This is a genomic window from Candidatus Thermoplasmatota archaeon (assembly GCA_022848865.1).
Classification (GTDB): domain Archaea; phylum Thermoplasmatota; class Thermoplasmata; order RBG-16-68-12; family JAGMCJ01; genus JAGMCJ01.
Genome location: JAJISE010000053.1, coordinates 1 through 11,902, shown reverse-complemented (window position 1 = coordinate 11,902; position 11,902 = coordinate 1). Strand labels below are relative to the sequence as shown.

13 protein-coding genes and 2 tRNA genes are annotated in these 11,902 nt (G+C 57.5%); 7 read left to right on the top strand and 8 right to left on the bottom strand.

Annotated elements, in window-relative coordinates; all coding sequences use genetic code 11:
• Nucleotides 1-268: hypothetical protein (locus tag LN415_08710; protein MCJ2557166.1), on the bottom strand; the 268-nt coding region annotated here is incomplete at its 3' end.
• 91 nt (nt 269-359) lie between these two features.
• On the opposite strand from LN415_08710, the gene LN415_08705 reads away from it, so the two are divergent.
• On the top strand, nt 360-998 hold the full coding sequence (locus LN415_08705; GenBank protein ID MCJ2557165.1) for a DUF2085 domain-containing protein: 639 nt from the start codon (nt 360-362) through the stop codon (nt 996-998).
• Here the strand turns inward: LN415_08705 and LN415_08700 are convergent.
• A complete protein-coding gene (locus LN415_08700) occupies nt 988-1,488 on the bottom strand; it encodes a TIGR00725 family protein (protein ID MCJ2557164.1) in 501 nt (166 codons plus the stop codon). The genes LN415_08705 and LN415_08700 overlap by 11 nt on opposite strands.
• Nucleotides 1,464-1,814: a hypothetical protein gene (locus tag LN415_08695; GenBank protein ID MCJ2557163.1), complete on the bottom strand. Its 351-nt coding sequence runs from the start codon at nt 1,812-1,814 to the stop codon at nt 1,464-1,466. Before LN415_08695 ends, LN415_08700 begins: the two co-directional genes overlap by 25 nt.
• A gap of 102 nt (nt 1,815-1,916) precedes the next feature.
• Between LN415_08695 and LN415_08690 the strand changes: the two genes are divergently transcribed.
• Nucleotides 1,917-2,600 (top strand): hypothetical protein, encoded by a 684-nt coding sequence (locus LN415_08690; GenBank protein ID MCJ2557162.1) that lies wholly within the window; start codon nt 1,917-1,919, stop codon nt 2,598-2,600.
• On the opposite strand, the gene cca is transcribed toward LN415_08690, so the two are convergent.
• Nucleotides 2,601-3,923, bottom strand: a complete 1,323-nt coding sequence (cca, locus tag LN415_08685; GenBank protein MCJ2557161.1) for a CCA tRNA nucleotidyltransferase — start codon at nt 3,921-3,923, stop codon at nt 2,601-2,603.
• A gap of 355 nt (nt 3,924-4,278) precedes the next feature.
• Between cca and pruA the strand changes: the two genes are divergently transcribed.
• Complete coding sequence (pruA, locus tag LN415_08680) at nt 4,279-5,907, top strand: L-glutamate gamma-semialdehyde dehydrogenase (GenBank protein ID MCJ2557160.1); 1,629 nt, start codon at nt 4,279-4,281, stop codon at nt 5,905-5,907.
• A gap of 182 nt (nt 5,908-6,089) precedes the next feature.
• On the top strand, nt 6,090-6,659 hold the full coding sequence (locus LN415_08675; GenBank protein ID MCJ2557159.1) for a zinc-ribbon domain-containing protein: 570 nt from the start codon (nt 6,090-6,092) through the stop codon (nt 6,657-6,659).
• A 126-nt stretch (nt 6,660-6,785) separates the two neighbouring features.
• On the opposite strand, the gene LN415_08670 is transcribed toward LN415_08675, so the two are convergent.
• The 3 genes from LN415_08670 to LN415_08660 form a co-directional block, all read right to left on the bottom strand.
• Nucleotides 6,786-6,956, bottom strand: a tRNA-Trp gene (locus tag LN415_08670).
• Nucleotides 6,957-7,086: 130 nt separating this feature from the next.
• A tRNA-Arg gene (locus LN415_08665) sits at nt 7,087-7,196 on the bottom strand.
• Between the two features lie 39 nt (nt 7,197-7,235).
• The gene (locus LN415_08660; GenBank protein MCJ2557158.1) at nt 7,236-8,105 is read right to left on the bottom strand and encodes a radical SAM protein; all 870 of its coding nucleotides are present in this window, start codon (nt 8,103-8,105) and stop codon (nt 7,236-7,238) included.
• 543 nt (nt 8,106-8,648) lie between these two features.
• Here LN415_08660 and LN415_08655 point away from each other — a divergent pair.
• The 3 genes from LN415_08655 to LN415_08645 all read left to right on the top strand — a co-directional run bounded on the left by LN415_08655 (nt 8,649) and on the right by LN415_08645 (nt 11,487).
• A complete protein-coding gene (locus LN415_08655) occupies nt 8,649-9,719 on the top strand; it encodes a hypothetical protein (protein ID MCJ2557157.1) in 1,071 nt (356 codons plus the stop codon).
• Nucleotides 9,720-10,063: 344 nt separating this feature from the next.
• Nucleotides 10,064-10,867: a class I SAM-dependent methyltransferase gene (locus tag LN415_08650; protein MCJ2557156.1), complete on the top strand. Its 804-nt coding sequence runs from the start codon at nt 10,064-10,066 to the stop codon at nt 10,865-10,867.
• A 428-nt stretch (nt 10,868-11,295) separates the two neighbouring features.
• A complete protein-coding gene (locus tag LN415_08645) occupies nt 11,296-11,487 on the top strand; it encodes a hypothetical protein (protein ID MCJ2557155.1) in 192 nt (63 codons plus the stop codon).
• A gap of 74 nt (nt 11,488-11,561) precedes the next feature.
• On the opposite strand, the gene LN415_08640 is transcribed toward LN415_08645, so the two are convergent.
• On the bottom strand, nt 11,562-11,902 hold a 341-nt coding region (locus tag LN415_08640), incomplete at its 5' end, for a hypothetical protein (GenBank protein ID MCJ2557154.1).

Here is an 11,902-nt window from a genome sequence, read left to right as displayed (position 1 = left end):
GTGTGGCCCCTGAGAACTGCAGGAAATAGGCGAAGTCCCTGACCGATTCCTCGCCGTTGGCGAATCTCAATATCACTAGGCTCAGCCAAACGAGCATGATGCCGATGATAAGGCCAATGGCCACCAGGGGCTTCGTGATGAACTTCCCCAGGTCCGTCTGCTGCCTCGGAGGCGGGGCATATTGCTGCGGGTACGGCTGATACTGCTGCTGTCCGGGCTCACCATAGGTCGGAGTTTCTCCAGCTTGGGCTCCTTCTTGCGTTGCCAAAACCATCACCGACTTGTAATCGGGAACACGAATAAAAATCCTTCTGCGCTGCAGAAGATTGATATCTCCCATCGGGCATGCTTGGACGGACATGGCACACCCTCTTCTCTCAAGGATGCTCTACAGCAAGATCGTCCTCGTCCTTTCCATAGTCTCGCTCGTCTGGACGGTGGCCATCTTCCTTGCGCCCGCCACGCTTCCTTCCGGCGAGGTCGCCGATCTCGATGGTCTGGCCAATCACGTTGACTACGAGGCGCTCTGGGCCGAGCTCCCGCTTCCGCATGCGATCGTCTACTACATAGGCGATGTCGAATGTCATCAGATCTCGAACAGGTCCTTCTACGTCGCCGGCAACCAGATGCCCGTCTGCTCGCGCGACACCGGCATCTTCCTGTTCGCCACGATAGGCCTCTTCATAGCCATGGTCGCCAGGCCCGCCTCGAGCGTCTCGAGGATGCTCATCCGCATGCTTCCCGGGAGGGCCAGGTCGCTCGTCGAGGGAAGGATACCCGAGTTCTGGTTTCTCGTCATCACCCTCGCCGTCTTTCTCATCCCTTTGGCCCTCGACGGCGGGCTTCAGCTCTTCACGGGATACGAGAGCACGAATGCGGCAAGGCTCCTCACGGGCTCGCTGGCAGGGTGGCTCGGCGGCTTCGTCTTCGGAGCGCTGCTGATATCTACAAAGGTCGTCACGTCGAGCGGCCAGAGCCCTGCGGTTGCTAACGGCTAGACAGGCTCGCTTCCCGCACCGCGAGGCGTACCGCCTCCTCCGCATCTTTGGCGGGGATGAAGTTCTCGCCGCTCTCGTCGATCCGCTCGAGACCCCATGTCCTGAGGCCTATGACCCTCTTGCCCAGGTTCAGCGCATGCGCGATCTCCGACAGCGTCCCGTACCGCCCGCCGATGGCTATGAGCACGTCCGAAGCCACCGCGATGATGGCGTTCCTCGCAAAGCCCATGCCCGTCGGTATCCGCACGTCTACGTAGGGGTTCGCATCGTCCGGGTCCGCGGTGGGCAATATGCCGACCGTCAGCCCGCCCGCTTCCTTGGCGCCCTTGCACGCCATCTCCATGACGCCGCCCCGACCGCCGCAGAGCAGAACCGCCCCGCTCTCGGCGATTCTCCTTCCGACGTCCTTGGCGAGCTCACCGACCTCCTTCGAGACATCCCCTCCGCCGATGACACCGATGATCATCACAGCACGCTCCATATCGACCATGGCAGCAGATGCGCCACCAGACCGACGAGCATGAATTCCAGGCCGAGAAGGAACATGAAGACGGTGACCTCCGTGGAAGCCTGGTCCTTGATCTCTTCCCCACGCCTCTTCTGATACTGAGTGACCGTGACGAAACTGGGTGGGCTGGTGTATCGCATCCGCTTGTACGGGTTCCCCTCCATGTGGCCCCCCTGTGCCACCAGTGTCAGAGCCCAGACGCCCACGCCCACGAGGGCGATCACGCCACCAGGGATTCCGAGCACGTAGAGGATCAGGGCGACCGCTGCAACCACTAGAAGGATTCCGATTCCCTTTCCCGTCAGCATGGACTCCACTACGCTATTCCATCGACCTGGGATACTTAATGGTTGGCTTGCGGGCAAGTGAGCGAAAAAGGGTTTATAGGCGGCCTCTCATTAGAGGGAAGAATGGCCAAGAAGAGACATAAAGCCGAGGAGAAGGTCATCTTCAAGAAGCCCGATTTCGACGAGAAGGAATACATGAGGAAGGAGCTTCTGAACGCCAAGGTCGGGATCATCACCTTCTTCTACGCTGTTCCGTTCGGCGTCGTTTCGTGGCAACTGGCACTGGCGGACCTATCTGTCTTCGGCTTCCTAGTGGTCATCATGGGCATCCTGAGCCTCAGGTACGTCTACCCGTACTTGGGGATCGACGTCGAGAAGTTCGAGAAGAAGACCTGGTTCGGCAACGGGGCTGTACTCGTCTTCACTTGGCTCTCTATCTGGGTGCTCCTGCTGAACCCGCCCTTCAGCGACATGGCCAGCCCCGACATCACCAAAGTTCAGGTGAGCGGGAACGATGGCATGAATTGGACCAAGGCGCCTAGGGAAGACCTGACGGACCTGACCCTGATCGGCGGTCCTCCTGACAACTTGGCCATCAAGGCCAAAGTGACAGACAATGTGGGGATACGTAGGGTCGTTATGGAAGTGGACGGCATACCCTACCAAGTGGGTGCATGGGCCGGGGAAGAAGAACACTTCTTCGGTCGCCCCTTCGACGCGGACGTTGGAGACACGATACCCGTTGTGATCACCGCCTGGGACGACGCTGGACACAAAGCCACATACTCTTTCAATCTCAGGTTCTGACTAGTACTCCCACGGGAACCTCTTGTCGAGCATTGCCGTCACGGCCCCCAGCCTGTTCTTCGTGAGGATCCTCCTGCCCTCCACGATCCTGAATCCTCTCTTCGCTTCCGCGCGGATGTCCTTTCCCAGGCTCAGTTCCATGATTCTGTTCTCGAGCAGGTCCTCCACCGACTCGTGGGCCCTCTTGACGAAGACGACCCACCGATTGCCCTCCACGTACGGGTGCGACAGTGCCAGCGGCGAGCCGGACCACTTCGCGAGGAACCTTGAGGAGTTCTCGTTGGTCGCTGGCGGGCCGAAGTGCTTCCTTGTCAGCGGGAGTCTCCAGACCTCGAGCTCGAGAAGGAGCATGACCTTGCCGTCCGTCACATCGTACTCGGAGTCCAGAACGGAGAAGTCCTCGTCCTCGCACAGCTCGGTGACGACCTTCTCCATCTTCCTCAGCTGCGGGTAGAGCACATCGTCAGTGATGTCCGGCTTTCCCGTCTCGACGCATACGAAGTGCGTGCCTCTCCTCTCCATCTCGGTCCAGAGCTCGTCCTTCGAGCATGTCCCCAACTCCTTCGGGAAGAAGAACTCCTCCGAGGGGTCCTTCCGATACTCCCTGCAGGCGTGAACGAACCTCGCGAGCTGGGTCGCCGAGACGGCGGACGAGACGTTCCTCCTCGGGTCGACGGGATCGATGACGACGAGCGGCTCACCGAAGCTCTTCTTCGCCTTCCCCTCCAGCTCTATGTGTACCCTGTCCCGCCACTCCGAAACGCCTTCCACGAGCTCCGCGAACGTCCCGAACTCCAGTACAAGGACCTCGCAGAGGTATCCCGACAAGCCCTGCACCTTGGCCTCCGCTCCGTAGACACCCACGCCCTTGGCGAACCGCTTGAAGAGCCTGACCTCGTTCTCCTGGCCCTTCTTCAGCTTCCCGATCACGTACTTCGCGTGAAAGGGCGTCCTGTCGACGGCCGTGACCCTTCCCGCCGCGCTCTTCAGGCGGTAGCAGGGGACGATGTCCACCTCGTGACCGCGATGGACGCCGTGTATGTAGGGGTGCTCGGCGTACATCCTCCTTCCCTTCACGACCGTCTCGCCTATCTTCAGGCCGTATCTCTCCAGGTCCTTCCGGGAGGTCTCGCTCGAGAACCCGATGAAGATGTCGATCTCCGCATTCTTCAGATGCGTGTTCTTGGCGACGGATCCCGTGAGGAAAGGTTTCGCGTCTATGCCCAGCTCGTCTATCACCTTCTGCGCGGAGTCCAGCAGGTCCGAGACCACTTCCTGCAGCTGGGCCTCTTCCTCCTTCGTGGGGACTATTCGCCTGAGCACGCTCTTCAGATTCAACGAGGGCAATAAGAACGGAGGATAGAAAAACCTTCTCTTAGCGCATAGCGCGCTCGCTCACGTTGGTCTAGGAAAAAATGTTGGACGGCTAGTTCGCGGGAACAGATCCGCGGTTTCATAGGAGGGGGGTAAAAAAGAACCGCGTGTTTGCAGTTCCCGAGATTCACTAGCCCTCGCAATCCTAAGTAGTTAGCGTTTCTATATCAACTGTAGTCTGTCAGCGACTCGGGTGACACTCTGCCCGTCTCCCTGCAGGCGATCCTCGCGACCACTAAGTTCAACTATCCGATTATGCTTTGAGGTCAACGCAGGATTGCCTGTCCAAAGGGGAGGAAGTCGCATGGTCAACCGGATATCAAGTGTCGAGATGCCAGACAACGAACCGATTCTCTCTTACGCTCCGGGTTCCGAGGAACGAGACACCCTGAAGAAGAAGCTGGATGAGCTTCAGTCCAAGCAGATCGAGATCCCGATCCGCATCGGCGGGAGGCGTTACAGGACGGGCGACGTGGGCAAGTGCGTGTGCCCGCACGACCATTCCCTCGTTCTGGGGACGTACCACAAGGTGACGGACGAGCTCGTCATGAAGGCCATCGACACGGCACTGAAAGCTCGGGAGAGGTGGGCGGACATGCCCTGGGAGGACAGGGCGGCGATCTTCCTGCGGGCGGCGGAGCTGCTCTCGGGTCCGTACAGGATGACCCTGAACGCCGCCACGATGCTCTGCCAGTCCAAGAACGTCTACCAGGCCGAGGTCGACGCCGCGTGCGAGCTGATCGACTTCTTCAGGTTCAACGTCCACTATATGTCAAAGATATATGAGATCCAGCCCAAGTGCGCGGAGGACACGGTGAACAGCTTGGAGTACCGCCCGCTCGAGGGCCTCGTCTTCGCCGTCACGCCCTTCAACTTCACGTCCATCATAGGCAACCTTCCCTCCTCGCCGGCGCTGATGGGGAACGTCGTGGTCTGGAAGCCCGCCACTTCTGCGGTCTACACGGCGCACTTCGTGAACGAGCTCTTCCGCGAGGCGGGGGTCCCGGACGGCGTGATAACGATGCTTCCGGGATCGGGCGTGAGGATATCCAGGCACGTCTTCGGCAGCCCACACTTCGCGGGGCTTCACTTCACCGGAAGCACGGAGACCTTCGACTGGATGTGGAAGCAGATCGCGAAGAACCTGGACACGTACAGGACCTATCCCCGCATCGTCGGAGAGACTGGCGGGAAGGATTTCATATTCGCCCACAAGAGCGCGGGCCTCGACGAGTTCGCCACGGCGATGATCCGCGGCGCGTTCGAGTACCAGGGGCAGAAGTGCTCCGCGGCCTCGCGGGCGTACGTTCCCGAATCGCTCTGGTCCAGGGTCAAGAAGAGGCTCCTCAGGGACCTCAGGACCATGCAGATAGGCCCGCCAACGGACTTCAGCAAGTTCATCAATGCCGTGATCGACCACGCCGCCTACGGTAATATCAAGAAGTACATCGACTACGCGAAGAGGGCCAAGGGGACGGAGGTCGTCTTCGGCGGGCGCTGCGACGACTCGAAGGGCTGGTTCATCGCGCCGACGGTCGTCGTGGTCAAGAACCCGAGGTCGAAGCTGATGGAGGAGGAGATTTTCGGACCCGTGCTGACGGTCTACGTGTACGACGACAAGAAGTACGAGGAGACGCTGCGGGTATGCGACGGGACCTCTCCGTACGGCCTCACCGGGGCGATATTCTCGAAGGACAGAGAGGCGACGATCCTCGCCACCAGAATGCTCAGGAACGCGGCGGGGAACTTCTACATCAACGACAAGCCCACGGGGGCGGTCGTAGGCCAGCAGCCCTTTGGCGGTGCGCGGAGGTCAGGGACGAACGACAAGGCTGGAAGCATGTTCAACCTGCTGCGATGGGCCTCCATCAGGACGGTCAAGGAGAACCTCCTCCCGCCCAAGGACTACACGTATCCGTTTTTGGAAGAATAGCTTGGAAGTCATGAGTAAGCGGGCCGCAATCGTTTCCACGTGAGGTTGTCCTATCTGAATCACAGAAAAGAAGGCTGAACTGGATTACGAGAATCCAGAGAGGCCCTCCCGCCCTGGGTCAAGAAGCGATTAAATAGTGTCAGTTCGATGAGCCTCTGAGATCGAGTCTCGGAGGGAGAAGATTGAAGACCTGCACAAGATGTAATCAGGAGAATCTGGACGAATCGATGTTCTGCGGGAGATGTGGTGCATCGCTTGGCGAGGCACCTCCCGCCGGGCCAGCCCCGCCTGCCCAGCCGCCTCCCATGCAACCGCCAGGAGCGCAACCACCTTATCCGCAGTATGCACCGCCGTACTACCCGCAGTATGCACCGCCGTACTCTCCACAGTATGCTCAACCGCCGAGGGACACCAAGCTCGCCGTTGCAGGCGGCGCCCTGGTTCTTGTCGGCGGGGTACTTGCGATCATAATGTCATTGGTCGGGATGGTTGTGTCCAGTCTGTTCTACGGCGGCTACAGTTACCCCTTCTATCCGTACGGTTACTTCCAGGCCATTTGCGGAGTGGTTGGAGTGGCCTTCGCTATCATCGCCATCATCGGAGGGATCTCTGCCATAAAGAGGAGGAACTTCGCCATGGCCGTGGTTGGCGCTGTGTTCTGCATGCTGTCCGTCGGTTCGATGGGCATCAGTTCAGTACTGGGTCTGATAGGATTGATCCTAATAGCGGTCTCAAGCCACGAGTTCAAGTGAATCCTCCTGCTGAGGCCTGCCTTCGAGGGCCCATGTAGGCAGATTGAGACGGAGCGCGGTCTATTCTGAGGTTGTGGAGGTCCGTCGGCATCGACTTACAGCCGTACTGCCAGAAAAAAGTGTAGGTGGGGGCACTGGGATTTGAACCCAGATCAGCGGGTTTCCACCATGCGGGGAGCGACCCCGCACGTTCCATCACAGGTCATTGCTCCAGTTAGTCATCACCTGTCAGCAAACCCGTGAGCAATCACTCCTATAACTGGAGCCCGCGAGGATCCCGTGTTACCCCATGCCCCCAGCTATCGCCTGCGCATCTTCTGCGCACGCTTGCGCCTTCTCATTTTCTTCTTTCGCCATTTCCAGCGCTGTTGGCCTCGCTTCTTCCAGACACGGGAGCTTCTCTTCATGTGCTGACCTGTGATACCAGCGGACTCGCTGGGATTTTCGTTGACTATGCAGTACATGCATAAAGCCCTTTCGAACCCAGGATCGTCGGCTTAGAAGGCCGATGCCCTATCCAGACTAGGCCACGAGTCCGCGTGCGAATATAATCGAGTTCCCATTATTAAACCTTGCTCAGTCGTTCACGCCGTACATCTGATCGGGGCAGAGGATGTCGGGGAACCTCTCTCTCAGCTTAAGGCGCACGTCGAAGCAGAACTCGCACTCGTCCGCGTACTCCTCGCGGTGAGGCAGGCCATACGTCTCCGCGAGCTTGGCGGGACCACCCTCCAGAAGCGGGCCGCAGATGGGATGCTTGCGCGGGTCGAACTCGTCGAAGATCTCCTTCAGCCCCTTCTCGAACAGGTTGCCGATGCAGATCCCCTGGCAGACGTGCACGAAGCCGAACGGGTCGATGTGCACCCTTCCCTGGTTCTCGAAGTCCTCGTGCTCGCATTTCCCGTAGCTCTGCCAAGGCTTCTTCGGCAGGTCAGGTGCAACTGTCGTCGCTGCTCTCCCCTTGAGCATTATGTTTGCGGCCGGAGGAGCATCCTCGTCCCTCGGGTCCTCGATCGAGATGGTCGAGTACGGTATCTCCAGCTCCTCAGCTGCCTCTCTCGCGAACTTGGGGTTCTTGCCCTCCTCGTAGTGGAAGTAGTCCTCGCTCAGGCTGATGTCGGAGATACCAAGCTCCGGCACGGGCTTCAGCCATTCCCTGGCGTCCTCCACGGATGTCGCCCAGTAGCAGTTGGTCACTATCCCCGCCTGCATCCCCATCTCCCTCGCCCTTCTGATCGACCAGAGAAGGATGGGATAGTACAGGAAGGGCTCTCCTCCCTCCACGCAGATGCTCTCGATCCCGGCCTTCTTCCCCTCTTCGAGGATGTGTCTCAGGTCCTGTATCCTCATCACTCCCTCGGCATCGGGACTCCCGAACAGGAAGCAGTGGTCGCAGCCGAAGTTGCACGTGTACGTCAGAAGCAGGTGCAGAGAGCTGATTGCCATGGGCTTGAGGATTGACTCTCACCTGATAAGGTTTGCCGAGACGGGTCTTTGAGCGGGGAGGCGCGGTCCGACATAGTAGGACCTGCAAGGGTCCTGCAAGGATGTAGCAGGTATGTCCCTGGTAAGTCCCTAGGATGTCGCAAGGTTTCAGCAAGCGAGGAGCAAGGATCAAGCAAGCGAGGAGCAAGAAGCCTGCAAGGAAGGAGCAGCGAGCAGCAAGGATCAAGCAAGCGAGGAGCAAGAAGGTCAATGGGAACTTCCGACAAGTCCATGCGAAGGCTTAAGAAGTCATCGTTGCACCTCCGCAGAAACCGTGCGAAATCAATGTTGACATTGCATCGGACGGAAGTTGCCTTCAAAGATTCCGGCACGTTGTCCGTACTGGCCCACTTGAGCCGTTCCGAGCCAGATGCTTATGTCGCCAGTTAGAGAAAGTATAAGTATGTAGCGTTTGATACAGAAAATACAGGGACTTCCATTGGGCATTTGGTGGGGAGGAGCTTCGCAGAAGGCTTTTCTCACGAATCTTGGGAGGAGGAGAGAATGAAGTTGTTCGGGCGAAAGGGCGCCGAGGAAGGGAGCCAGGAGATAGATGAGCGACTCGCACGATCGACGGTGGAGGAGTTCGGCGAGGTCGTTGACAGAATAAGGGACCTGGGCATTGAAGCGTTCGAGCTGGAGGAGAGGCTCCTGGAGAGCGTCGACGCGCTCGAGGGCATCTCGAACCCGGACCTGAGACCATCGCTCGACGTGGCCTTCATGCTCGCCGTTGAAGGCGTTGAGAAGGGGAAGAACATTCTGCTCTACTACGATTCCGCCGCGGCGGCCATCGGGCATGCCGAGCGGCTGATCGACGACGTGCACCGGGACCAAGGCGAGATCGAGGGCAACGTCTTCCAGCACTTGATCCTCTCGCCCAGCCTCGGGCTCCTCAACGGGGCCAAGCAGAGCCTCAAGAAGGGCGAGCTCGAGCAGGTCCATGAGATCGTGGAGCGGATAGAGATCCTGCCGAAGAACGTGAAGGAGGAGTGCCTGGAGAACGCCGAGCTCTACCGATACTGCGAGGAGATACTCGAGGGCCTGAAGCGGGACGGGGTCGGGACCCAGGAGATCGAGGACGTCATGACCATCGCTCGGACCGCGTTCTTGAGCGGGGCCTTCGCGAGGGTCGGGGAGCTGACGGAGGTAATCGAGAGGAAAGCAGTCGAGCTCAAGGACAGGCACCGGGCGGCGGGCCGCTCGCTCAGGGAGGCGAGGAACGCCGTGAACGTGCTGGGAATCAAAGGCGTCCACTCGGAGGAGCTGGAGGAGCTTCTCGGAAAGGCGTCGGACTCGCTGGACGGGGCAGATTACAGGGAGTGCATCGAGTACTCGAACAGGTGCACGGCCAAGGCCGTCGGCATCCGCAGGAGCCACAGCACGCTGGCCGAGAGGATAGGCATGCTGCGCGAAGAGTCGAAACTCATGAGGTCACGGGGCGAGAGCGTCCCTGACGACATCGACGAGATCCTGACCAGAGCGGAGCAGGAACTGAGTCAAGGCAACTACCAGGATTCCGAGGAGGACGTGGAGATCGCGTCGCTCCTGATGGGGAGGTTCGAGCTCGTATCTTGAGGCTCACCGGGTCCATCAGCAGTTTTCTTCTCCAAGCAGCGAGGTGAGAGATATCACGGTGGTCATTTCGCATCATGTACTCCGACCGCCGTCCCCTGGGCACCTGCGGGCATAAAGGTTTTTGTATTTCTGCGAACTACTCATCGATATCTCAAAGGTTATCGAATGGGAGGGAAACTAGAGGAAATCGAGTGTAATCTGTGTGGGGCAGCAGCGCGAGACCTGTTGGTCTTGTAGCCCTCTCAGAAGATCAGCAACATATCCTTTCCTTACAGGAACTAACGCTGGTTCAGTGTAAGAAATGCGGTTTGGTCTACACCAACCCACGACCTTCAGAGCGTGTCTTGGAGGAACTCTATGATGTGGGCTACAGAGACCTGGCCGAAAGAAACATCGAAAAAGAGGTGCTAGTTGACAGGCGTTTGACCTATTGCGGTGGAGGATATGTCACCCATGACTTGGAGTTTTGCGAGAGAACACTCCGTGGCCTGACCCGTTTGGTGAAGGCAAAGGGGAAAATGCTGGATGTTGGCTGTGGTGAAGGACGATTTATCAAGTTCGCACGTGATAATGGATGGGAAGTTCTCGGACAAGAATTCTCCCACGAAGCAGCCAAACGCGCTCAACGCAGATTCAAACTGGACGTGAAGGCAGGCGACCTGAGGGAGTTGGGGTTTCCAAGAGACTATTTCGATGTTGTCGTCATGCTCAATGTTATTGAACATCTCACAGACCCCCTTGGATACTTGAATGAGATCAACAGAATACTCAAAAGGGGCGGAGTACTCTATTTGGGCACCCCGAATGTGGTTCTGACGAAGCGATGCATGCAACTAAGCATTCCCGAACATCTCTACAGTTTTTCATTTGATTCGATGAAAAGGATGATAGAGAAATCGGGCTTTAGCGTGGTCAGGCTTACAACTCGAAACAAACAGGATTCTCTAGTGGGCTTTGATCTTCTGAAACATCATCTGCTGTCACCAAACAGATATATGACAGATGGCGTGGATATGAAAACATATATCTCAACCAATGGGAGGTTGATGGCCGAAATCATAGGCGCCGCCCTGGGTGTAAGACTGTATAAGTGGGGAGTAACCGCAAATGGTGGAGCGAGAATAACCGCATTCGCGAACAAAGCATAGGCTTGAAGGCTCAGTAATCTCCGGTCGGGTGATCCCTCAACCAAGTCCAGAAGCCGAGATGGGACCTCTCGTTTACGTCTGGATTCCAGAATCCTGACCAGAGCGGAGCAGGAACTGAGTCAAGGCAACTACCAGGATTCCGAGGAGGACGTGGAGATCGCCTCGCTCCTGATGGGAAGGTTCGAGCTCGTTTCCTGACCACTGGTCGACGCACAGGAACCACTCCCCCATACGGCACCGCAATCTCGGCCGGTCCGCAACTGTCTGCCCTCCAGGTAATGGAGCGCTATAGCGGTGTTTAATGGAACTGCTAAACGTGCCCGGAAGTTGCGGTGCAGAGGAGGTTGAGTGGACCGAAGGGGACTTGAACCAATAAAGGTTTGGAACGTTATTGGCTGCCATTTCTTGTCCCCCTCTAGGATAACTTTATGATATACTACGGGATATCCTACGGTATGCCTCTAACACGGAAATTCCGCAGAATCGGTGGTTCTCTTCTCCTAGCGGTCCCGAAAGACCTCGTTGACTTATACGATGTCAGCGAGGGAGACTACGCGCTGTTTGAGCCCCTGGGTGAAAGGGTAATCCGGATCAAGATTCTAAGCAAGAACAGTGCATAAGTGATAATCGACCAAATCCTTTGGATGAATTCAATGCTGTATGTCCGAAGAAAGTTCCTCACCAGAAGAGCGAATTAGGCATATCTGACTCTCCTGATCTTGACACGGACTGTCCTATCGAAGAGAACTGCGTTGGTGTCAAATGTCAAGTAGTAAGAGCCGTCCTCATCGATATACTCATCCAAAGAAAAGGACTTCACATCTTCGTCGCCTACATAGACGAATTCCCTGTCGTTGAGATAGTCGGAGAAGGACTTCTCGTTCAGGAAGTACACGTTGAAGCGTTCTCCACTAGCTTCACGTACTATGCCCTTGATGACGTCGCCTTCATCGAGTTCATATTCAAGCCATCTCTTCACAAATGCCTCGACTACAATCGTGTCATCTGTGAGTGTTACCGTGCTCTTTTCCTCAA

Bases quoted from the DNA above. Each gene is read 5' to 3' on its own strand.
- LN415_08695 (MCJ2557163.1), bottom strand. From the start codon at position 1,814: ATGCTGACGGGAAAGGGAATCGGAATCCTTCTAGTGGTTGCAGCGGTC.
- LN415_08690 (MCJ2557162.1), top strand. From the start codon at position 1,917: ATGGCCAAGAAGAGACATAAAGCCGAGGAGAAGGTCATCTTCAAGAAG.
- LN415_08705 (MCJ2557165.1), top strand. From the start codon at position 360: ATGGCACACCCTCTTCTCTCAAGGATGCTCTACAGCAAGATCGTCCTC.
- LN415_08645 (MCJ2557155.1), top strand. From the start codon at position 11,296: ATGATATACTACGGGATATCCTACGGTATGCCTCTAACACGGAAATTC.
- pruA (MCJ2557160.1), top strand. From the start codon at position 4,279: ATGGTCAACCGGATATCAAGTGTCGAGATGCCAGACAACGAACCGATT.
- LN415_08660 (MCJ2557158.1), bottom strand. From the start codon at position 8,105: ATGGCAATCAGCTCTCTGCACCTGCTTCTGACGTACACGTGCAACTTC.
- LN415_08655 (MCJ2557157.1), top strand. From the start codon at position 8,649: ATGAAGTTGTTCGGGCGAAAGGGCGCCGAGGAAGGGAGCCAGGAGATA.
- LN415_08700 (MCJ2557164.1), bottom strand. From the start codon at position 1,488: ATGGTCGATATGGAGCGTGCTGTGATGATCATCGGTGTCATCGGCGGA.